This is a genomic window from Streptomyces glomeratus (assembly GCF_021462825.1).
In the GTDB taxonomy this organism is placed as follows: domain Bacteria; phylum Actinomycetota; class Actinomycetes; order Streptomycetales; family Streptomycetaceae; genus Streptomyces; species Streptomyces glomeratus.
Genome location: NZ_JAKEEB010000003.1, coordinates 130,789 through 151,974, shown reverse-complemented (window position 1 = coordinate 151,974; position 21,186 = coordinate 130,789). Strand labels below are relative to the sequence as shown.

Genomic DNA, 21,186 nt, shown 5'->3' with positions numbered 1-21,186 from the left:
CCGGTCAGGCCGATGCCAGCGTGTGCGCGGCGGACGGCTCGGGAGCCGCGACGGCCTGGTCGTACCGGTGCAGGACCAGACGGGCCACGGCCGGGTGCGCGCCCAGGGGGTCCGCCGCGATCCACGGGGCCGCCGCGGCGCACTCGGCGGCGAAACGGCCCGGCGCGGCGAAGTACGAGGCGACGGCGATCCGGTGGTGGCCGCGGGCGGTGAGCGTGCGTATGGCCGCGGACACGGTGGGCGTGGCGGCGGAGGCGTAGGCGGGAACGACGGTCACGCCGAGGCGCTCGGCGAGCAGCTGGGCGGCGCGGCGGGTGTCGGCGGCGGAGTCGGGGTCCCGGGAACCGGCGGCGGCGAGCACGACCGCGCTCGCCCGGCGCCGCGCGTCGCTCATCCGGGAGGGCCAGCCGGCCTCGACGAGCCGGGCGTAGAGCGTCTCCACGAGCAGGGGGTGCGGGCCCAGCGGGGCGGCCACACGGGTGTCGGCGCGGGCCGCGCCGGCCGTCTCGGGGATGTCCCGCTTGACGTGGTGGCCGCGGCTGAGGAGCAGCGGTACGAGCACGGCCCGGTCCTCGCCGAGGGAGGCGAGTGTGTCGGGGAGCAGGGGCTCGTTCAGCTCGATGTGGCCGAGACGCACCGGCAGCCGTGGGCGCAGATCGCGCACCCGTTCCATAAGGGCGCGCACGGTGGACAGGGCTTCCGGGTCGCGGCTGCCGTGCGCGACGAGTACGAGCGCGGGCGGGGCCGGGTGCAGGGTGCCGTTCTGGGAGACAACGCTGAGCCGGCTTCCGAGCCGGCTGCCGATGCGGGTCAGGAGCTGCGCCGCGCTGCCGAGGTCGGCATCGTGCGGCGGCCGGCCGGCGGGGCGGGGGTGGGACTCGTCGTGGGAGGGGTTCGACGCCGTCATGGACCGATCCTGGCGGCAGCAGATTGCCACGCCGTTGCGTGACCGTGACGGGTGTTTTCCGGTGTTTCACAAGGGAGGGCCAGGTGGTGTGAGGGGGCACGCCGGCTCTGGACGCGCCCGGCGCGTCCGCGCGCGAACCGGATCACCGTCCGCTGCGTCCCCCCTGACGACGACCACCGACCCCGGGGGACACATTTCGATGGGCCTGCCACGCCTGAGGATCCGCAGACCGAGGCTGCCGCGTACCCGCGCCGGGCAGCGGCGCACCGTGCAGGGCCTGATGCTGCTGTGCGTCCTCGCACTGCTGCCCATGACATGGCTGTTCCTCTCCACGGGCGACCGGCTGCGCACGACCGCGGACGTGCCGCGCACGGAGGTCGCCGTCGTCTTCGGCGCGGGCCTGTGGGACGGCGAGCCGTCGCCGTACCTCGCCCGCCGTCTGGACGCGGCGGCGCAGCTGTACCGGGCGGGCCGTGTCAGGGTCGTGCTCGTCACCGGTGACAACAGCCGTACGGACTACGACGAGCCGGACGCGATGCGCTCCTACCTGACGCGGCACGGCGTGCCGGACGAACGGATCGTCAGCGACTACGCGGGTTTCGACACCTGGGACTCCTGCGTCCGTACCCGGAAGATCTTCGGCGTGGACCGGGCGGTCCTGATCAGCCAGGGCTTCCACATCCGCCGCGCGGTCGCCCTGTGCCAGGCGGCGGGCGTCACCTCGTACGGCGTCGGCGTCGACGACAAGCACGACATGACGTGGTACTACGGCGGCACCCGGGAGGTCTTCGCCGCGGGCAAGGCGGCCCTGGACGCACTGTTCCGCCCGGACCCGCGGTTCCTCGGCCCGCGGGAGCCCGGGGTTGCGATGGCCCTGGCGGCGGCACGGAGATGAGGACCCCGGCGCTTCGGCCTCGAGGAGGCGCCGGACGGAAGGCGCGGCGGTCTCAGGGAGTCGGGGGGTTCGCCGGGCGGGAGGCGCTCGCGGCGCTGTCCGGTGCCGGTGTCCTCCCGGCGCGCGGAACGCCCGTCGCGGCCTGCGAGGGCTCCCGCGCCGGGTCGATGCCGATGGTCAGGACCCCGACGAGCCCCGTGTCCACGCCCCCCGTGACGCTCAGCAGTCCGTCCCTCCCGCCGCCCGCGCGGTACACCGGGTCCTGCGCGAGCGGTGTGCGGTCGCCCTTGTGCCGTGCGTACGGGGACTTCGCGTACACCGCGTCGGTGTACCGGTCGGGGAAGAACAGCTGTCCGGTCCAGTTCACCCTGCCGCCCTGGTAGCCCCGGCCGGTCCTGGTGCCGCCGGTGCGGACCCTGACGTTGATGTGCGGGGCCCGCTTTGCGCTCCGGCCGGGGAAGACCGTGGCGAACTCGGCGAGGCCCGCGGCGTCGGTCGTCTGGCAGCCGCGAAGGAACGTCGCGGAGCCGGCGCGCCCGCCCGCGGCGGGCCCGCCGCCCGCAGGCGCGTCGGGATGGCCGGAGTAGTGGCCCGAGGCGTCGCAGTGCCAGATCTCCACGTCGGCGCCCGCAAGGAGGGCGCAGGCGTGCGTATGGTCGCGCACGGTCAGCCGCAGCCTCAGCAAGACGCCCTGCCTGTCCTCGGTGACGTCCTTGCGCAGGGGTGCGCCGTCCAGGGGGTAAGGGCCCGGCGCCACACTCCGGTTGAGCACGCACAGCTCGGCATCCGGTGCGGTGCCGGGTACCCCGTCGCGACCGGATCCGGCCCCCTCCCGTCCCGGCACAGGGGGGTCGTCGTCCGGGAAGAAGGAGAAGAGCCCGAATCCGAGGACGGCACCCGCGGCGGCGCCGCCCAGCGTGAGCGCCCGCCGCCGGGTGAGGTCGCTATCGGTCATGGGCCGGACCCTAGGGCCGGGCGGGGCTGCGGCGGGAGGGGACGCACAGTGCGGTCGCCCGCACGAGCGACGTGCGCGAGGAGGGACGGGGCGACGCCGGGCCGGGCGCGGGTTCAGGGTCGCCGGGCGCGCCAGTCCCCGCCCCGGACCGGACTGCCGTGCGCCCGCAGCCGTGCCGCGACGGCGGGTGCGGCGACGTACACCCAGGCCCGTACGGTCCTGCCGTCCCGCGCCGTCACCTCCCGCGCCACCCGCTCGTAGAGGCTGCGCGGGTCCCCCGGCACACAGTCCTCGAGCCGGTCGAGGGCGACGAGGAGCGCGCCGTACTCCCCGGGCAGCGCGGTGACAATGTCGCCGCTGACCGTGCCGCCGTCCGCCTCGACGGCGTACGGGTATCCGGGGCCGTGGTACAGCACGGCCCCGGACAGCAGCCCCGGTTCCTCGGACCGGGTGCGGCCGCGCAGGAAGAGGTCGTGGTTGCGCTCACCGGGGCGCAGGGTCCCGTACACGAAGAACGGCAGTCTCACGTGCCCGGCGGCCTCCCGGGTGCCCCCGCGGGCCGGCCCGTCGGCCGCGACCATGGCCGGTCTCCTTCCGTGCTTCTACCGAAGCGTTGCAGGAACGATTCTGACCCCTCACACACCTCCGCGAACAAGCTATGGACATGACATGTCATGAACCTTTAAATCGGAGCACACGTCAGGGCTCCCCGCCCCTGGCCCCCCACATGCGCCCCCAGGCGCCTTCCCTAGGAGACCGATGAGTCGGATACGGCACATCCGAGGTTCCCGTATCGCCGCGGCCGGCACCGCCGCGACCACCGCGGCCCTGCTGGCCGCCGCCCTCGCACCCGCGCCCGCCGCCGGCGCGGCCGGCAGACCCAGCCGCGCCACCGCGATCGACCACGCCACGGCGGCGCTGGTGCGCCAGGCCTCGCGCCTGGGCCTCACCGACGCGGAGGGTACCAGCGTCCGGGACGTCGTGGTCGACGCGGACGGCAGCCAGCATGTGCGCTACGACCGGACGTACCGTCACCTCCCCGTCCTCGGCGGCGACTTCGTGGTCCACCTCGCGCCCAACGGCTCGTACCGCGGTGCGGACCAGGCCACACGGCGCACCGTCTCGCTGCCCACCGTCACCCCCTCGGTGCAGGCCCCCAAGGCCGCCGACCTGGCCGCCGCCGCACTGCGCGCCGCCAACGCCGGGGAGCTGCTGAAGAACGTGAAGGCCAAGCCGCAGCTCGTCGTCGACGCGCTGCACGGCGCGCCCCGGCTGGCCTGGCGCACCAACGCGATCGGCCAGGACTCGCTCGGCAACCCGGTCGCCCGTACGGTCCTCACGGACGCCCGCACCGGCAGGCAGATCGACGCGTGGGACAGCATCGAGACCGCGAGCGGCGACGGCAAGTCCCTCTACAGCGGCACGGTCGCGCTGGAGACGACGCAGTCCGGGTCGACGTACCAGCTCAAGGACCCCACGCGCGGCAACACCTACACGGGTGACGCCGCGAACAAGACGGACCTGTGCTTCTTCGGGATCTGCTTCAGCCGCGCCCCCGCCACGCTGTTCACCGACGCCGACAACCACTGGGGCACGGGCACGACGTCCGACCGCTCCTCGGCGGCGGTGGACGCGCAGTACGGCACCAACGAGACCTGGGACTACTACAAGAACGTCCACGGACGGACCGGCATCGCGGGCGACGGCAAGGGCTCGTACAACCGCGTGCACTACGGCAACAACTACAACAACGCGTTCTGGGACGACAGCTGCTTCTGCATGACGTACGGCGACGGCGACGGGACGACCTTCGGGCCGCTGGTGGCGCTGGACGTGGCGGGCCACGAGATGTCGCACGGCGTGACGTCGAAGACGGCGGCGCTGACGTACTCCGGCGAGTCGGGCGGCCTGAACGAGGCGACCTCGGACATCTTCGGGACGCTGGTGGAGTGGTACGCGAACAACGCCTCGGACCCCGGTGACTACCTCATCGGCGAGAAGATCGTCCGCTCGGGCTTCGGCAAGCCGGCGCTGCGCTACATGGACCAGCCCTCCAAGGACGGCAACTCGGCGGACTGCTGGAGCTCGTCGGTCGGCAACCTCGACGTGCACTACTCCTCGGGCGTCGCGAACCACTTCGCGTACCTCCTCGCGGAGGGCAGCGGCGCGAAGTCCGTGGGCGGCGTCTCCTACAACTCCCCCACCTGCAACGGCTCGACGGTGACCGGGATCGGCCGGGACAAGCTCGGCAAGATCTGGTACCGGGCCCTGACGGTCTACATGACGTCCTCCACGAACTACGCGGGCGCGCGCACGGCGACGCTGAACGCTGCGAAGGACCTCTACGGGGCCGGCAGTACGGAGTACAACGCGGTCGCGGCGGCGTGGAGCGCCGTGAACGTGGGCTGACCGCCACGCCCCGGGCCGCCGGGAAGCCGGGAAGCCGGCGGCGAGCCGGGTGCCGGTAGGTCCGCGCTCCGGCACCCGGCCTCACACCCTGCCGGCCGCCCGAAGCCCGACGGCTTCGGGCGGCCGCTTCTTCGTTCACCCGCCCACCGCCGCCCTTGCGCCCTTCGGGTTCTCTTTCTCCAGGGACCGGCCACACCCCCGGTGACCTGCTGAAACGTCGGCCGTAAGGGCCCGTGTGAGGACCCCGGAGGCACCCGTTCGCCGCATTTCTGACGGTCCGTCAGCAAGCGGCCGCGGCCGGGTGCCCTTTTCCTCGAAAGGGCAGGGGCACGACCTGACACAGCGGCACGCTGGGGATGCCGCGGGCCGTGCCCTGTCCAAGGAGCACACACGATGCGACGTACCGCCCGTCTGCTGACCGGCACCGCCCTCGCCCTCGGCGCCGCGGGGCTCGTCGCCGTGCCCACGTACGCGGGGGACAGCGGGATCCTGGAGGTCTATCCCTCCGCCGTCGTCCCCGGCTCGCAGGTCACCGTCAACACGGCGGCGTGCGGCGCGGCAGGCGCGGCGTCGGGTGACGCCAGCGCGGTCGGGGCCGGCGTGTTCGTCCTGGCGCCCGGCACCCACCAGCAGGACGTGACCGGGCGGTTCCGGGTCCCGCCGGGCGCCCAGCCGGGAACGTACGAGATCGTCGCCCAGTGCTCCGGCGGCCGGCACACCACCGTGACCGGCGATCTGACGGTCACCCTCACCGCGGCCGGCGACCAGGCACAGCCGCGGGGAAGCGTGAAGACGGGGGTCGGCGGCGCACTGGGCCCCGACCCCGTGAAGAGCGCGGCCGGTGTGGCGGCTCTGGCCGTCGCCGCCGCGGGCGGTACCTGGCTCCTGCATCGCCGGCTCAGAGGCGACGGGATGTGACGGACAGCCCGCGCTGTCCGTCGGCCGGTACCGCCGTCCCCCATCCCCCTCCGGGTCCGACTGCCCCTCGCGGCCCGGAGGGGGTCCCCGAGGCCCCGGGCCCCGGTCCCGGAAGGAGCACCACGTGCGCAAGGTCGGCAGGCCCGGCACGGTCGGCGACATCGCCATAGCGACCGTCACGATGGCCGCCCTGTGCTCCGGAGTGTGGCTGCTGCGCGGCGCCGCCGAGACGCAGGCACCGCCGCAGCCCTCGGTCGCCCAGGCGGTCGCGGACACCGGCCCAGGGCGCTTTGTCGCGTCCGCGCTGCCGCCCTCGCCTCCCGACCGGATACGCATCCCCTCGATACGCGTGGACGCCCCGCTGATGGGACTCGGGCTGACGCGGACCGGCAGCCTCGACGTCCCGCCCGCCCGCTACAAGAACCTCGCCGGCTGGTACCAGGCGGGCACCATGCCCGGCGAGACGGGCACCGCGATCGTCGCCGGGCACGTCGACAACACCGAGGGCCCGGCGGTCTTCTACGACCTCGGCGCGGTGCGCAGGGGCAGCACGATCGAGGTCGACCGGCGCGACGGGTCGACGGCCGTCTTCACGGTCGACGCGGTCGAGGTGTACGCGGCGAGGGACTTCCCCGACCAGAAGGTCTACGGTGCGGCGGCCCGCCCCGAACTTCGGGTGATCACCTGCGGCGGCGGCTACTCGAGCACGACGGGCTACCAGGGGAACGTGGTCGTCTTCGCGCATCTCACCGGCAGCCGGGGCCGCTGACGGCCTCCTCCACGGGGCCGGCCGCCGCGTTCAGGCCGCCCGCACCTCGTACGTCTCCAGCCGCACGGTCTCGTCGTCCAGGCACTGCCCGGACACCAGGTCGAAACGCTGCTTCAGCAGCGGTGAGGACACGAACGGCCGGCCCTCCTGGGTGCCGGTCAGACCGCGGGAGAGCACCGCGGCACCGCCGAACGGGTCGCGGTTGTCGATGCCGTACAGCCTGCCCGCCCGGTCCAGGAAGAGGGCGACCTGACGGCCGTCCGGCAACAGCGCCGCCACCCCGCGGCCGGGTGTCAGCCGCGCGAGGTCGCAGATGGTCAACCAGTCCTCGCCAAGGCGCACTTGGACGCTCAGACTGGTCCTCTCGGGTGCCAGGGTCATCGCTGGGCACTTCCTTCCAGGGGTCGCGTACCGATGGACAGCAGCGGCAGGTCGGGCTTGATCTGGTCGCGCTCCGAGACGAAGCCGACGACCGGGTCGGGGGTGTCGGGGGCGTTGACGAAGGACACGAACCGGGCCAGCTTCTCGGGGTCGTCGAGGGTCGCCGCCCACTCGTCGCGGTAGTTCGTCACGTGGTCGGCCATCAGCGACTCCAGCTCCTCGCCGATGCCGAGGGAGTCCTCCACCACCACCTCCCGGACGTGGTCCAGGCCGCCCGGGATCCGCTCCAGCCAGGTCGAGGTGCGTTCCAGGCGGTCGGCGGTGCGCATGTAGAACATCAGGAACCGGTCGATGAGGCGGATCAGTTCCGCGTCGGACAGGTCCTGCGCCAGCAGATCCCCGTGGCGCGGGGTGGCGCCTCCGTTGCCGCCGACGTACAGGTTCCAGCCGTTGGAGGTGGCGATCACGCCGAAGTCCTTCGACTGGGCCTCCGCGCACTCGCGGGCGCAGCCCGACACCGCCGACTTCAGCTTGTGCGGGGACCTCAGCCCCCGGTAGCGCAGCTCCAGTTCGATCGCCATCCGGACGGAGTCCTGGACGCCGTATCGGCACCAGGTCTGCCCCACGCAGGACTTCACCGTGCGCAGGGCCTTGCCGTACGCGTGCCCGGACTCGAAGCCGGCGTCCACCAGCCGGGCCCAGATCAGCGGGAGCTGTTCGACGCGTGCGCCGAGCATGTCGATCCGCTGGGCGCCGGTGATCTTCGTGTAGAGACCGAAGTCCCGGGCGATCTCGCCGATCACGATCAGGCCCTCGGGAGTGATCTCGCCGCCGGGGATGCGCGGGACGACCGAGTAGGAGCCGTTCTTCTGGAGGTTGGCGAGGAAGTGGTCGTTGCTGTCCTGGAGCGCGGCCTGCTCGCCGTCGAGGACGTAGCCGCTCGCGCCGATCGTCGGGGCGAGCGAGGCGATGATCGAGGCGATGGTCGGCTTGCAGATCTCGCAGCCGTCGCCGCCCCGGGCGCCGTCGCGGCCGTGCCGGTCGAGGAGGTCCTGGTAGGTGTTGATGCGCAGCGCGAGGACGATCTCGTACAGCTCCTCGCGGGTCTGCGCGAAACAGCCGCAGAGGCCCTTGTCCACCTCGACGCCGGACGCCTCCAGCTCGGCGGTGACCAGCTGGCCGAGCACCTTCACACAACTGCCGCAGCCGGTACCGGCCTTGGTGCACTTCTTCACCTCGGGCACGGTCGTGCAGGAGTGATCCGTCACCGCAGCCCGGATCGTGCCCTTCGACACGTTGTGGCAGGAGCAGATGATCGCCTCGTCCGGCAGCGCCGACGGGCCGAGCTGGGCGGACCCCCCGGAGCCGGCCGGCAGGACCAGCGACTCGGGGGCGATCGGCGGGACCGAGCCGGTGAAGGCGCGCAGCGTGCCGTACGCCTCCGCGTCGCCGACCAGGATGCCGCCGAGCAGTGTGCCGTCCCGGCCGATGACCAGCTTCTTGTACAGGCCCGAGCGGGCGTCGGAGTAGACGACGTCCAGGCAGTCCTCGGTGGTGCCGTGCGCATCGCCGAAGGACGCCACGTCGACGCCGAGCAGCTTCAGCTTGGTGGAGAGGTCGGCGCCGGTGAAGGACGCCTCGTCGGCGGCGATCGTGGCCGCCGCGGTCTCCGCCTGCTCGTACCCGGGGGCCACCAGGCCGTACACCCGGCCGTCCGCCGCCAGCGCGCACTCGCCGATCGCGAAGACATGCGGGTCGCTGACGGTACGGCACTGCTCGTCGACGGTGATGCCGCCGCGCTCGCCGACCGCCAGGCCCGCGTCACGGGCCAGCTGGTCGCGGGGGCGGACACCGGCGCTGAACACCACCATGTCGGTGGCGAGTTCGGAACCGTCGGACAGCTTCATGCCGGTGACCGAGCCGTCCTCGCCGGTCACGATCTCCTGGGTGCCCACGCCGGTGTGCACGGACAGTCCCATGTCCTCGATGGTGCGCAGGAGTGCGGCGCCGCCGCCCTCGTCGACCTGGACGGGCATCAGCCGGGGCGCGAACTCCACGATGTGGGTGTCGAGTCCCAGGCCCTTGAGGGCGCCCGCGGCCTCGAGCCCGAGGAGACCGCCGCCCACCACCGCACCGGTCGTCGCCCTCGACTTCGCGTACTCCTCGATCGCGAGCAGGTCCTCGATCGTGCGGTAGACGAAGCAGCCCTCGGCGTCCCTCCGGGGAACCGGGGGCACGAACGGGTAGGAGCCGGTGGCCAGTACGAGGACGTCGTAGCCGACGGTCAGGCCCGAGCGCGCGGTGACCTTGCGCGCCCCGCGGTCGATCGTCTCCACCGGGTCGCCCATGTGCAGTTCGATGCCGTGTGCGGCGATGAACTCCATGTCGGTCACGGAGAGGTCCTCGGGCGTCCGGCCCGAGAAGTACGAGGTCAGCTGAACGCGGTCGTACGCCGGACGCGGCTCCTCGCCCAGCACGACCACGCGGTGGGTGGCGGTCAGGCCGCGCTCGGCCAGCGCTTCGAGGAAGCGCTGGCCGACCATGCCATGGCCGACCAGCACGATCGTGGGGCGGGGCCGGTCCCCAACAAATGCGGTCGTGGACATCAGGAGCCTCCATCGGGGGTGGGCAGGTGCGGCAGCGAGGCGTCGAGGGGCACGGGCCGATCCGGGCGGGGGGCCTCCTGGGCCGCGCGGTCGGGCGGGGTGATCCGGGGGCGGACGGGGTGCTGTCCCGGGGGCGGGACGGGCCTGTGCGGCCCGCCGCGACCGCCGGGCACGGCGCCCGTGCGGCTTCGCCCGACGGTGCGGCTCAGCCCGCCGGTACGGCATCGCACGGCAGCGCGGCTCAGCACGCCGGTACGGCTTCGCACGGCAGCGCGGCTCAGCCCGCCGGTACGGCTTCGCACGGCAGCGCGGCTCAGCCCGCCGGTACGGCTTCGCACGGCAGCGCGGCTCAGCACGCCGGTACGGCTTCGCACGGCAGCGCGGCATCGCGCGCCCGTGGGTGCGGCGCCGGCCGTCGCGGCACGCAGGTCCGAGTCCGAAGTCATGCACCGCAGCGTGCGGCGCCGACGTTACCCGGCCGCATCACCCCTGTTTCCCGGGCGGAACGCTGCGCTCAGCAGCGGCCGGACGCTGGTGTGAGGGGCGGACGCCGGGGCGCGGCACGGCGTCCGGGTACGACGAGAGGGCGGCACCCCCCGCACAGGGATGCCGCCCTCTCTGGATGGTCCGGAGCCGCCTTCGTGAGTCGGTGAGGGTCGGGTACCGACGACGGCTCCGGAGGTCTTGCGGTGTGCGTCAGCGGTGGTCGCTGCCCTCCGACTGCGAGGCCGCCCGGCCCGCTTCCAGACGGGCCACCGGGATACGGAACGGCGAGCAGGACACGTAGTCCAGCCCCACCTCGTGGAAGAAGTGCACCGACTCGGGGTCGCCGCCGTGCTCGCCGCACACACCGAGCTTCAGGTCGGGCCGGGTCTCCCGGCCCGCCTTGGCCGCGTCGCGGACCAGCTTGCCCACGCCGTCCTTGTCGATCGTCTCGAACGGGGAGACGCCGAAGATGCCCTTCTCCAGGTAGGCCGTGAAGAAGCTCGCCTCCACGTCGTCCCGGCTGAAGCCCCAGACCGTCTGGGTGAGGTCGTTGGTGCCGAAGGAGAAGAACTCGGCGGCCTCGGCGATCTGTCCGGCCGTCAGCGCGGCGCGCGGCAGCTCGATCATCGTGCCGATCGCCAGCTTCAGCTGCGTCCCCGTGGCCTCCTCCACCTCGGCGACGACCCGGTCCGCCTCCTCACGCACGATCTCCAGCTCCTGGACGGTACCGACGAGCGGGATCATGATCTCCGCGCGCGGGTCGCCCTTGGCGGCCTTGCGCTCGGCCGCCGCCTCGGCGATCGCACGTACCTGCATGGTGAACAGGCCCGGGATGACCAGTCCGAGGCGCACACCCCGCAGGCCCAGCATCGGGTTCTGCTCGTGCAGCCGGTGCACGGCCTGGAGCAGGCGCAGCTCGTTCTCGTGCGGCTCCTGGCGGGACTCCGCCAGCGCCACGCGCACCGACAGCTCGGTGATGTCGGGCAGGAACTCGTGCAGCGGCGGGTCGAGGAGGCGGATGGTGACCGGCAGGCCGTCCATCGCCTCGAACAGCTCCACGAAGTCCCGCTTCTGCAGGGGCAGAAGCTCCTTCAGGGAGTCCTCGCGCTCGACCTCGGTGTCCGCCAGGATCAGGCGCTCCACCAGCTCACGGCGGTCACCGAGGAACATGTGCTCGGTGCGGCACAGGCCGATGCCCTGGGCGCCGAAGCGCCGTGCGCGCAGCGCGTCCTCCGCGTTGTCCGCGTTCGCCCGCACCCGCAGCCGCCGCTTGCGGTCCGCGAACGCCATGATCCGGTGCACGGCCTCCACCAGTTCGTCGGCGTCGTCCGCGCCGGCGTGCATCCGGCCCTCGAAGTACTCGACGACCGGGGACGGAACGACCGGGACCTCACCGAGGTACACCTTGCCCGACGAGCCGTCGATGGAGATCACGTCGCCCTCCTCGACGACGTGCCCGCCCGGCACCGTCATCCGGCGCCGCTTGGTGTCGACCTCCAGCTCCTCCGCGCCACAGACACAGGTCTTGCCCATGCCGCGCGCGACGACGGCCGCGTGAGAGGTCTTGCCGCCGCGGGAGGTGAGGATGCCCTCGGCCGCGATCATGCCGTCCAGGTCGTCGGGGTTGGTCTCGCGGCGGACCAGGATGACCTTCTCGCCGGAGCGCGACCACTTGACCGCCGTGTACGAGTCGAAGACCGCCTTGCCGACCGCCGCGCCCGGTGAGGCCGCGATGCCCCGGCCCACCTGCTCGACCTTCGCGCCTTCGTCGAACCGGGGGAACATCAGCTGCGCGAGCTGCGCGCCGGTGACACGCTGGAGCGCCTCGGCCTCGTCGATCAGGCCCTGGTCCACCAGCTGCGTGGCGATGCGGAAGGCCGCGCCCGCGGTGCGCTTGCCCACGCGGGTCTGGAGCATCCACAGCCGGCCGCGCTCGATGGTGAACTCGATGTCGCAGAGATCCTTGTAGTGGTTCTCCAGGGTCTCCATGATCTGCATCAGCTGGTCGTACGACTTCTTGTCGATCCGCTCCAGCTCGGCGAGCGGGACCGTGTTGCGGATGCCCGCCACCACGTCCTCGCCCTGCGCGTTCTGAAGGTAGTCGCCGTACACGCCCTGGTGGCCGGAGGCGGGGTCGCGGGTAAAGGCGACGCCCGTGCCGGAGTCGGGGCCCAGGTTGCCGAAGACCATCGAGCAGACGTTCACGGCCGTGCCGAGGTCGTGCGGGATGCGCTCCTGACGGCGGTAGAGCTTGGCGCGGTCGCCGTTCCAGGAGTCGAAGACCGCCTTGATGGCGAGGTCCATCTGCTCACGCGGGTCCTGCGGGAAGTCGCGTCCGGCCTCGGTCTTGACGATCTTCTTGTACCTGGTGACCAGCTTCTTCAGGTCGGCCGCGTCCAGCTGGGTGTCGTCGGTGACCTTCTTGGTCTCCTTGGCCTTCTCCAGTGCGTCCTCGAAGAGGTCGCCGTCGACGCCGAGGACCGTCTTGCCGAACATCTGGATGAGACGGCGGTAGGAGTCCCAGGCGAAGCGGTCGTCGCCGGCCTGCTGGGCCAGACCCTGCACGGACTTGTCGGAGAGACCGATGTTCAGGACGGTGTCCATCATGCCGGGCATGGAGAACTTCGCGCCGGAACGGACCGAGACCAGCAGAGGGTTGTCGGCCTGGCCGAGCTTCTTGCCCATCCGCTCCTCGAGGGCGGCGAGGTGCGCACTCACCTCGTCACGCAGTGCCGCGGGCTCCTCACCACTGTCCAGGTAGACCTTGCAGGCTTCGGTGGTGATGGTGAAGCCCGGAGGAACGGGCAGACCGAGGTTGGTCATTTCGGCGAGGTTCGCACCCTTACCGCCGAGGAGGTCCTTGAGGTCCTTGTTGCCCTCGGTGAAGTCGTAAACGAACTTCACGCCCTCCACGCCGTTTTCAGTTACGTGGGGATCTTTGTTTTCCGACACGGTCTCGACTCCTCGAGGACGCGATGGCTGCCCTGACGGCGAGGAACATACCCAGATCAAAGGAGCCTGGGTACGTCCACTTGCGCGTCATGCGCCTGTAACCACTCGTCCGCCACTGGATCGAAAGTCAAAGCTTCGCAAGCGTCGACCGGGGGATGTTTTCACTTCTTGAACACACCCAGGGCCCCCACGCCCGGTTCCCCGCTCATATGAGCGACTCATGGCACGCATGATTTCGATCGATGAACGATCAAGAGATGGCACTCAGTGCCACCCTTTGAGAAGTGCAGCCGCGCATGATCCGCTCATCTGAGCGTAACCCCTATCAGGGGTGGCGAGAATCACGCTATGCGAGACGGTCCGATTTCTCCATGCGGACGTGGATACGGACGGAAACGCACCGGTCATGCCCGGGACCCCGGAACGCCCGGCGAACCGGCCGGGCACGTCACACCCCGAGAGCGAGCAGCCGCTCCTCCACCCGGTCCGCCGCGTAGAGGTGCTCGACGACCAGGGCACCCGCCCCGACCAGCCCCGCCCGCTCCCCGAGCCGCGAGGTCACCACGTCCAGGCGCGCGGTGGAGCGCGGCAGCGCCCGCTGGTACAGCAGTTCCCGCACGCCCGTCAGGAACGGTGTTCCCGCCAGATCTCCGGCGATCATCAGCACGCCGGGGTTCATCAGGGTCACGACCGTCGCCAGGACGTCCCCGACCCGCCGTCCCGCGTCCCGGGCGAGTGCGGCGGCCCCCGGGTGCCCCGCGGTCAGCAGGTCCCGCACGTCCGAGCCGGAGGCGGCCGGCACCCCCGCCTCGGCGAGCCGGCGCGCGACGGCACCTCCGCTCGCCACGGCGGCGAGACAGCCGTACGAACCGCACCGGCACAGCGCGTCCGCGCCCTCCGGGACCCGGATGTGCCCGATGTCCCCGGCACCCCCGTCCACACCGCGGTAGACACGGCCGTCGACGACCATCCCCGCGCCTATGCCGGTGGACACCTTGACCAATACGAACGCCGAGCAGTCCGGGTACCCGGTGCGCTGTTCCCCGTACGCCATCAGGTTCGCGTCGTTGTCCACGAACACGGGCACCTCCGCGGCGCCGTGCGCATGCTCGGCGAAGGCGCGGCCCAGGCGCCCCCTGATGTCGAATCCGTCCCAGCCCGGCATGATCGGTGGCTGCACGACCCGTCCGGTGTCGCTGTCCACGGGCCCGGGGACGGCGAGCCCGATCCCGCAGACCTCATGCGCCCGGTGGCCCGCCTTCTCCAGCAACCGGCCGAACCAGCGGCCCAGTTCCCCGAGCACGGCGTCCGGGCCCTCCTCCACGACCAGAGTCCCGGCGTGCTCGGCCAGGATCTCGCCGGCCAGCGACAGGACGGCGGCACGGGCGTGACGGGTGTCGAGGTCGGCGGCCAGCACCACGGCGTGAGCGTCGTCGAACTCCAGGGTGATCGAGGGGCGCCCGCCGAGCGGGGAGTCGACCGGTCCGCCCGCACCCTCGCGCAGCCACCCGGCCCGGAAGAGGCGGTCCAGGCGCTGCCCCACCGTGGCCCGGGACAGGCCCGTGGCCTGCTGGAGGGCACCCCGGGTCGTGGCACGGCCACTGCGCACCAACTCGAGCAGATCTCCGGCGCTGGCCTGGCTGCCCGGCTTTCCGGCCCTTCCACTCATGCGCACCCCCTTGCGTTCACCAACCCTGCCTTACATAGTGAGTTTTGCGTGTTAAATAGACGTAACCCCACGGTAGCTACTACCGAACCCGCGCGACAGGACGTCTTCCGGGGAGACCTGAGTGGACCGCTCGACCCAACTCGCCGCCCGCCGTACGGGGCCTGCCGGCCCCGGGCGCGCCCCCGGCACGCCGCCGACGTCCGGCCCGCACCGGATCCCCCGATCCGGACCTGCTGTATACGATCCCGCCGAACCCTCGCGGACGCTGCACGCCAGGGCCGCACAGGTGCTCGACGACAACTGGACGGGAGCCTCCACGGTGCCCTCGCGCGGCCTGTACCCGCACCAGTGGTCCTGGGACTCGGCGTTCATCGCGATCGGCCTGCGCCATCTGTCCCCGCTGAGGGCACAGACCGAACTGGAGACGCTGCTCGACGCCCAGTGGGCGGACGGGCGCATCCCGCACATCGTCTTCAACCCCTCCGTACCGCTCGACGCGTACTTCCCGAGCCCCGACTTCTGGCGCTCCTCGACCGCGGGGCGTGCTGCGGGCGCCCCGCGCACCGTACAGACCTCGGGCATCGTGCAGCCACCGGTGCACGCGCTGGCGGCCTGGCTGGTGCACCGAGCCGATCCGGTGCTCTCCAGGGCCCGCGGGTTCCTGCCCCGCGTCTACCCGCGGCTCGCCGCCTGGCACCGCTATCTGCTGCATCGCCGGGACCTGGGCGGCGGCGGGCTCGTCTCGGTGGTGCACCCGTGGGAGCAGGGCATGGACAACAGCCCCGCCTGGGACGCGCCGCTGTCCCGGATCACCCCGGCCCCGGCCCGCTCCTTCCGCCGCGCCGACCTGGACCACGGCGCACCCGAGGACCGGCCGACGGATCTGGACTACGGGCGGTACGTGCGGCTGGCGACGGACTACCGGGATCGTGGATACGCCGACGGCGCGGGCGAGTTCGCGGTGGAGGATCCGGCGTTCAACGCGCTGCTGATCGTGTCGGAACACGCGCTGGCCCGGATAGCGCGGGAGTTGGGTGCGACGGGCACCGCCCGCCACGCCCGCGCACAGCGCCTGACGACCGCCCTCGTCGACCGCCTCTGGGACCCGGCCGAGGAGATGTTCTTCTGCCGGGACCTGCGGGGCGGGACGGGAGCGGGAGGGAGCGGTGCTCTCGAATCGGAGCGGCGCTCTCGAGGCCCTCGGGAAGCGGATCGGCGCGCTCGGAGCGGCGCTCTTGAGCCGGAGCGGCGCTCTCGAGGCGGGCGGCCCGACGCCGAGCGGCGCGATGGGAGCAGCGCTCACAGTCGCGAGCGGCGCTCTCGGAGCGGCGCTCGCGAGACAGAGCAGTGCTCGCGGAGCAGTGCTCTCGCATCGGAGCGGCGCTCTCCCGCCGGCGCGCTCGTCCCCGAACGCAGTGTCTCCGGGCTCATCCCGTTGCTCCTGCCCACGCTTCCCCGTGATGTCGCGGCGGCGCTCGTGCGCACGCTGTCCGGCCCGCACTTCGGGCTGGGCGGCGCCACCCGGCTGGTGCCGAGCTATGACCTGCTCGGCGAGGCGTTCGACCCGCACCGGTACTGGCGCGGCCCCGCCTGGTTCAACACCGGCTGGCTGCTGGAGCACGGCCTCAGGACACACACGGAGCATGCGGCGGCCGACGCCCTGCGCGAGGCCCTGCTGGAGACGGCGGACTCCTCGGACTTCGCCGAATACGTCGACCCGTACACCGGCGAGGCGTGCGGGGCACTGGGCTTCGGCTGGACCGCCGCGCTCACGCTGGATCTGCTGCACAACCCCCCACACCCACGGGTGAATCCGAACAAAGGGGACCCTCATGCCGGACACGGCGTGACCCCCATGGGCACCGGCACGTTCGACAGAAGTGACAAGGGAGGGGACCGGGGATGACGGACCGGCATCACCTGCTCGTGCACGGCGGTACGTTCGCCGCCCTGGGCGACGGCGGGGACATCAGCGGGGTGCGGGGCGGCAACTCCCCGGCCGGGTTATTCGTACGGGACGCACGGCACCTGAGCCGGTGGCAGCTCACCGTCGACGGCGCCGTGCCCGAGACGCTCACGCAGATCGCCGACGGGGACACGGCACGCTGCGTCCTCGTACCGCGAGGCGGCAGGCAGGAGCCGCCCGCGCACACCTTCTTCCGTGAACAGGCCGTGGTGGACGGCGCGTTCGTGGAGTCGCTGCGGGTCACCAGCAATCGCCCGGTGCCCACCACCGTGCGTGTGGCGGTGACCGCGGACGCCGACTTCACCGACCAGTTCGAACTGCGCTCCGACCACCGTACCTACGCCAAGACGGGCGCCGTCCGCTCCCGTGACATCCTCGACGACGGCGTGGAGTTCAGTTACCGGCGCGGCGAGTGGCGGTCCTGTACCACCGTCACGGCCGAGCCCGCACCGGACGGTGTGGAGGAGACCGGCACGGGCGCCCGCCGCCTGGTCTGGATCCTGGAGCTTCAGCCGCACGGCTCTGCGGAGCTGCTGCTGCGCGTCGCCGCCCGCCCGCACGGGACCACGCAGGACCCGGTGGTCCCGGCGTCCCCCGCCGCCGCCGGCGAGCGACTGCTCGCGCTGGAAGGCGAGTTCATGGAGGGCGTGGCGTTCCCCACCGGCTGGCCGGAACTGGCCACGGCGTGTGCGCGGGGCCTGTCCGACCTGGCCTCGCTCCAGGTCCCGGCGACCGGCCCCGACGGCGAGGAGCTGCTCGTCCCCGCCGCGGGCGCGCCCTGGTTCCTCGCGCTGCTGGGCCGCGACGCTCTTCTCACCTCCCTCTTCGCGCTGCCCTACCGCCCCCGGCTGGCCGCGGCCACCCTGCCCGCGCTCGCCGCGACGCAGGCGACCGAGGTCAACACCCGTTCGGTGGCCCAGCCGGGGAAGATCGTGCACGAGGTGCGGCACGGGGAGCTGGCGCACTTCGGGCAGGTGCCGTACGGGCGCTACTACGGCTCGGTCGACGCGACCCCTCTGTTCCTGGTGCTGCTGGGGGCGTATGTCGAGCAGACCGGTGACGTGGCCCCGGCCCGCCGCCTGGAGCCCAACGCCCGGGCGGCGATCGGCTGGATGCTGGACCACGGCGGGCTCACCTCCCGCGGCTACCTCGTCTACCGCGCCGACCAGGGCGGCCTCGCCAACCAGAACTGGAAGGACTCCCCCGGCGCGATCTGCTCCGCCGACGGCAGCCGTCCGCACGGGCCGGTGATGGCGGCGGGGGCGCAAGGCTACGCGTACGACGCGCTGCGCCGCACCGCGCACCTGGCGCGCACGGTGTGGGACGACGAGGTGTACGCGGCGCTCCTCGAACAGACGGCCGGAGACCTGCGGGACCGCTTCCAGCGCGACTTCTGGATGGAGGAGCACGCCTTCCCCGCGCTCGCGCTGGACGGCGAGGGCCGCCAGGTCAACGCGCTCGCGTCGGACGCCGGGCATCTGCTCTGGTCGGGTCTGCTGGACAAGGAGTACGGCGAACTGGTCGGCCGGCGTCTCCTGGAGCCCGACTTCTTCTCCGGCTGGGGCGTGCGCACGCTGGCCGCGGGCCAGGCGGCGTACCACCCGATGTCGTACCACCGAGGCTCGGTCTGGCCGCACGACAACGCGCTGATCACGCTGGGCCTGGCGCGCTACGGGCTGCATGACGAGGCCCGTGCGGTGGCGCACGCGCTGGTGGAGGCGGCGACGGCGACGGGCCACCGGCTGCCGGAGGTGCTCGCGGGCTACGGCCGCGACACGCATCCGGAGCCGGTGCCGTACCCGCACGCCTGCACCCGCGAGTCCCGTTCGGCAGCGACACCGCTCGCGTTGCTCACCGCGGTGGGAGGCGCCTAGCCGGGGCCCGTGGACCCGTTCCGGGCCGGTTGACCTCCGGTTTGCCGGGTGTTTGCCGGGCGCTGGGGCGATCGGCTTGAACGTAGCCCCGTGGCTGCCCGTACGGGATGACGGCGGGCCCAGCCTCCCCAGCGTGGCCCGCCCCCTCCACCACGGGCTTCGCACGGAAGGACCCTCGGGTTGCCTCTCAACACACGCCAACGACAGAAGACGGACAAGGCTGGGGCGGTCACCGAAGGGGTCCTGCCAGCGGAGGAGGAGCGGCCGGAGACGGAGGAACGGCCGGAGACGGAGGACCGGCCGCAGGCGGAGAACCGGCCGCAGGAGAAGAACCAGCCGCAGGCGGAGGAGATACCGGCAGCCCCCGAACCGGCGCCGGAGCAACCGGCGCCGGCGGAACCGGCGTCGGCGGAACCGGCGTCGGCGGAACCGGCGTCGCGGGAACAGGCGTCGGCGGAACCGGCGGCGCGGGAACAGCCGGCGGAGAAGCAGCCTGCGCAGCAACCCTCGGCGCGGGAACAGCCTGCGGAGCAACCGTCAGCGGAGAAGCAGCCCGCGGAGATACCGAGGCACCCGCCCACGGACGAGCCGGACACACCCGCACCCGAGCAGACCGACGCCTCGGCATCCTCGGCTCCCGGCGAGCCGGCGGCGGACACCCCCACCGAGAAGTCCGCCCCTGCCGAGACCGTCCCTGCCGCCGCCCCCGCCCGCTCCGGGTGGAGGCGGCGGCTGCGGGCCTGGCAGCACGGTCACCCCACGGCCGCCCGTGTCATCGGCATCACCGTCACCGTGCTCGCCGGTCTGCTGGTCGTCGTCTCCCTCGTGATGCCCAACCGGCCGGAGAACGTCCGGATCGCCGGGTTCATCGGGCTCCCGGTGGAGGCACTCATCGGCGCCGTCGTGCTGACCGCGCTGCCCCGGCGGCCCCGGCTGATCGTGGCCTGGCTCGGCGGCGTCGTGCTCGGCGTGATGACCGTGCTCAACCTGCTGGACATCGGCTTCTACCAGTACCTCGGCCGCGGCTTCAACGTCATCCTCGACTGGCCGCTGTTCAGCGACGCCTACTCCTATCTCCAGGACACACTGGGCGGTTCGGGCGCCCTGGGCGTGCTGCTCGCGGCAATCGCCATTCCCGCCGTCATCCTCGGCGTCACGGCGCTCGCGGTCGTCCGGCTCAGCAATCTGATGGCCCGGCACCGTGCCACCACCACCCGTACCGTCCTGGTCCTGAGCATGGTGTGGATGACCTGCCAGGCCCTCAGCCTCCAGGTCGGCGACGTGCCGCTGGCCGCCGAGCACACGGTCACGATGCTCCAGTACCGCTCGGACCGGATCCGGGAGACCATCCGCGACGAGCGGGAGTTCTCCAGGACCGCGAAGGTCGACGCCTTCGGCGACACTCCGGGCTCCCAGCTGGTGCCCGATCTGCGCGGCAAGGACATGATCTTCACGTTCATCGAGAGCTACGGCCGCAGCGCCGTCGAGGACCCGATCATGGCCCCCGGTGTCGACAAGACCCTCGACGTCAGCACCCAGGCTCTGGCCAAGGCCGGCTTCCACGCCAAGAGCGGCTGGCTGACCTCCGCGACGTACGGCGGCAGCAGCTGGCTCGGGCACTCCACCTTCATGTCGGGCCTGTGGGTCAACAACCAGAACCGCTACCGCACGGTCACCGCGAGCGACCACCTGACCCTCACCGAGGCGTTCAAGAAGACCGGCGCCTGGGACACGGTCGGCGTGATGCCGGGTGTGCAGAAGGGCTGGCCGGAGGCGAAGTGGTACGGCCTCGACAAGGTCTACAACGCCTTCCAGCTCGGATATCGGGGCCCGAAGTTCAGCTGGTCGACCATGCCGGACCAGTACGCACTGGAGCAGTTCCAGCAGCGGGTGCACGGCAAGAAGCACGACAAGCCGCTGATGTCGTTCGTCATCCTGACCTCCAGCCACCAGCCCTGGGCGCCGATTCCGAAGATGGTCGGCTGGGACCAGCTGGGCAACGGGTCGATCTTCGACGCCATCCAGAAGGCGGGCAACAACCCGGCGGACATCATCGCGGACTCCACCCGGTCGAAGGAGGAGTATGGCAAGACCGTCCAGTACTCGGTGACCGCCCTGACCCAGTGGCTCGAGCGCTACGGCAACGACGACACGGTCCTGGTCTTCCTCGGCGACCACCAGCCGATCTCCCGGGTCAGCGGCAACCATGCCAGCCGTGATGTGCCGTGCGCGATCGTCGCGAAGGACCCGAAGGTGTTCGACAAGATCGCCGACTGGGGCTGGTCGGACGGCCTGCGGCCCGCGCACAACGCGCCGGTGTGGAAGATGAGCGCCTTCCGCGACCGCTTCCTGACGGCATACGGCTCCACCCCGCACCCGTCCAAGGGCTGACAGGTCCG

General features: G+C 72.1%; 14 protein-coding genes. 7 read left to right on the top strand and 7 right to left on the bottom strand.

Features of this window, described 5'->3' with window-relative positions:
• Positions 1-4: 4 nt before the first annotated feature.
• Positions 5-907 carry a sirohydrochlorin chelatase gene (locus LZ604_RS04495; protein WP_234512788.1) on the bottom strand — a complete coding sequence of 301 codons (903 nt, stop codon included), beginning with the start codon at positions 905-907 and terminating at the stop codon, positions 5-7.
• A 199-nt stretch (positions 908-1,106) separates the two neighbouring features.
• Between LZ604_RS04495 and LZ604_RS04490 the strand changes: the two genes are divergently transcribed.
• Positions 1,107-1,802, top strand: coding sequence for a SanA/YdcF family protein (locus LZ604_RS04490; protein WP_234512787.1), 696 nt, complete (start codon positions 1,107-1,109; stop codon positions 1,800-1,802).
• A gap of 52 nt (positions 1,803-1,854) precedes the next feature.
• On the opposite strand, the gene LZ604_RS04485 is transcribed toward LZ604_RS04490, so the two are convergent.
• Positions 1,855-2,757, bottom strand: a complete 903-nt coding sequence (locus LZ604_RS04485) for a peptidase associated/transthyretin-like domain-containing protein (RefSeq protein ID WP_234512786.1) — start codon at positions 2,755-2,757, stop codon at positions 1,855-1,857.
• Between the two features lie 113 nt (positions 2,758-2,870).
• A complete protein-coding gene (locus LZ604_RS04480; RefSeq protein ID WP_234512785.1) occupies positions 2,871-3,338 on the bottom strand; it encodes a gamma-glutamylcyclotransferase family protein in 468 nt (155 codons plus the stop codon).
• Between the two features lie 178 nt (positions 3,339-3,516).
• On the opposite strand from LZ604_RS04480, the gene LZ604_RS04475 reads away from it, so the two are divergent.
• The 3 genes from LZ604_RS04475 (at position 3,517) to LZ604_RS04465 (ending at position 6,853) form a co-directional block, all read left to right on the top strand.
• Positions 3,517-5,166 carry a M4 family metallopeptidase gene (locus LZ604_RS04475; protein ID WP_234512784.1) on the top strand — a complete coding sequence of 550 codons (1,650 nt, stop codon included), beginning with the start codon at positions 3,517-3,519 and terminating at the stop codon, positions 5,164-5,166.
• Positions 5,167-5,559: 393 nt separating this feature from the next.
• Positions 5,560-6,084 carry a GVDTG sorting domain-containing protein gene (locus LZ604_RS04470; protein ID WP_234512783.1) on the top strand — a complete coding sequence of 175 codons (525 nt, stop codon included), beginning with the start codon at positions 5,560-5,562 and terminating at the stop codon, positions 6,082-6,084.
• 181 nt (positions 6,085-6,265) lie between these two features.
• A complete protein-coding gene (locus LZ604_RS04465) occupies positions 6,266-6,853 on the top strand; it encodes a class F sortase (RefSeq protein ID WP_234513099.1) in 588 nt (195 codons plus the stop codon).
• Between the two features lie 30 nt (positions 6,854-6,883).
• Here LZ604_RS04465 and nirD read toward each other — a convergent pair whose 3' ends face one another.
• From nirD to LZ604_RS04445, 4 genes are all read right to left on the bottom strand, one after another.
• On the bottom strand, positions 6,884-7,234 hold the full coding sequence (gene nirD / locus LZ604_RS04460) for a nitrite reductase small subunit NirD (RefSeq protein WP_234512782.1): 351 nt from the start codon (positions 7,232-7,234) through the stop codon (positions 6,884-6,886).
• Positions 7,231-9,840 (bottom strand): nitrite reductase large subunit NirB, encoded by a 2,610-nt coding sequence (gene nirB / locus LZ604_RS04455; protein WP_234512781.1) that lies wholly within the window; start codon positions 9,838-9,840, stop codon positions 7,231-7,233. The genes nirD and nirB overlap by 4 nt, the downstream gene beginning before the upstream one ends.
• A 696-nt stretch (positions 9,841-10,536) precedes the next feature.
• Positions 10,537-13,278 carry a pyruvate, phosphate dikinase gene (gene ppdK / locus LZ604_RS04450; protein WP_372482088.1) on the bottom strand — a complete coding sequence of 914 codons (2,742 nt, stop codon included), beginning with the start codon at positions 13,276-13,278 and terminating at the stop codon, positions 10,537-10,539.
• A gap of 448 nt (positions 13,279-13,726) precedes the next feature.
• Positions 13,727-14,947 (bottom strand): ROK family protein, encoded by a 1,221-nt coding sequence (locus tag LZ604_RS04445; protein ID WP_234512779.1) that lies wholly within the window; start codon positions 14,945-14,947, stop codon positions 13,727-13,729.
• A 214-nt stretch (positions 14,948-15,161) separates the two neighbouring features.
• Between LZ604_RS04445 and LZ604_RS04440 the strand changes: the two genes are divergently transcribed.
• The 3 genes from LZ604_RS04440 (at position 15,162) to LZ604_RS04430 (ending at position 21,178) form a co-directional block, all read left to right on the top strand.
• Positions 15,162-16,853, top strand: a complete 1,692-nt coding sequence (locus LZ604_RS04440; RefSeq protein ID WP_372482093.1) for an MGH1-like glycoside hydrolase domain-containing protein — start codon at positions 15,162-15,164, stop codon at positions 16,851-16,853.
• Positions 16,850-18,787, top strand: a complete 1,938-nt coding sequence (locus LZ604_RS04435) for an amylo-alpha-1,6-glucosidase (RefSeq protein ID WP_234512778.1) — start codon at positions 16,850-16,852, stop codon at positions 18,785-18,787. Before LZ604_RS04440 ends, LZ604_RS04435 begins: the two co-directional genes overlap by 4 nt.
• 828 nt (positions 18,788-19,615) lie before the next feature.
• Entirely contained in the window at positions 19,616-21,178 is a 1,563-nt protein-coding gene (locus LZ604_RS04430) for a sulfatase-like hydrolase/transferase (protein ID WP_372482092.1), read from the top strand.
• The last annotated feature ends 8 nt before the right edge of the window (positions 21,179-21,186 follow it).

What these genes read in the sequence shown, in the direction of transcription:
- LZ604_RS04495 (WP_234512788.1), bottom strand. Translation starts at nt 907, where the DNA reads ATGACGGCGTCGAACCCCTCCCACGACGAGTCCCACCCCCGCCCCGCC.
- LZ604_RS04470 (WP_234512783.1), top strand. Translation starts at nt 5,560, where the DNA reads ATGCGACGTACCGCCCGTCTGCTGACCGGCACCGCCCTCGCCCTCGGC.
- nirD (WP_234512782.1), bottom strand. Translation starts at nt 7,234, where the DNA reads ATGACCCTGGCACCCGAGAGGACCAGTCTGAGCGTCCAAGTGCGCCTT.
- LZ604_RS04475 (WP_234512784.1), top strand. Translation starts at nt 3,517, where the DNA reads ATGAGTCGGATACGGCACATCCGAGGTTCCCGTATCGCCGCGGCCGGC.
- LZ604_RS04465 (WP_234513099.1), top strand. Translation starts at nt 6,266, where the DNA reads ATGGCCGCCCTGTGCTCCGGAGTGTGGCTGCTGCGCGGCGCCGCCGAG.
- LZ604_RS04485 (WP_234512786.1), bottom strand. Translation starts at nt 2,757, where the DNA reads ATGACCGATAGCGACCTCACCCGGCGGCGGGCGCTCACGCTGGGCGGC.
- LZ604_RS04430 (WP_372482092.1), top strand. Translation starts at nt 19,616, where the DNA reads ATGCCCAACCGGCCGGAGAACGTCCGGATCGCCGGGTTCATCGGGCTC.
- nirB (WP_234512781.1), bottom strand. Translation starts at nt 9,840, where the DNA reads ATGTCCACGACCGCATTTGTTGGGGACCGGCCCCGCCCCACGATCGTG.
- LZ604_RS04435 (WP_234512778.1), top strand. Translation starts at nt 16,850, where the DNA reads ATGACGGACCGGCATCACCTGCTCGTGCACGGCGGTACGTTCGCCGCC.
- LZ604_RS04490 (WP_234512787.1), top strand. Translation starts at nt 1,107, where the DNA reads ATGGGCCTGCCACGCCTGAGGATCCGCAGACCGAGGCTGCCGCGTACC.
- LZ604_RS04480 (WP_234512785.1), bottom strand. Translation starts at nt 3,338, where the DNA reads ATGGTCGCGGCCGACGGGCCGGCCCGCGGGGGCACCCGGGAGGCCGCC.
- LZ604_RS04445 (WP_234512779.1), bottom strand. Translation starts at nt 14,947, where the DNA reads ATGAGTGGAAGGGCCGGAAAGCCGGGCAGCCAGGCCAGCGCCGGAGAT.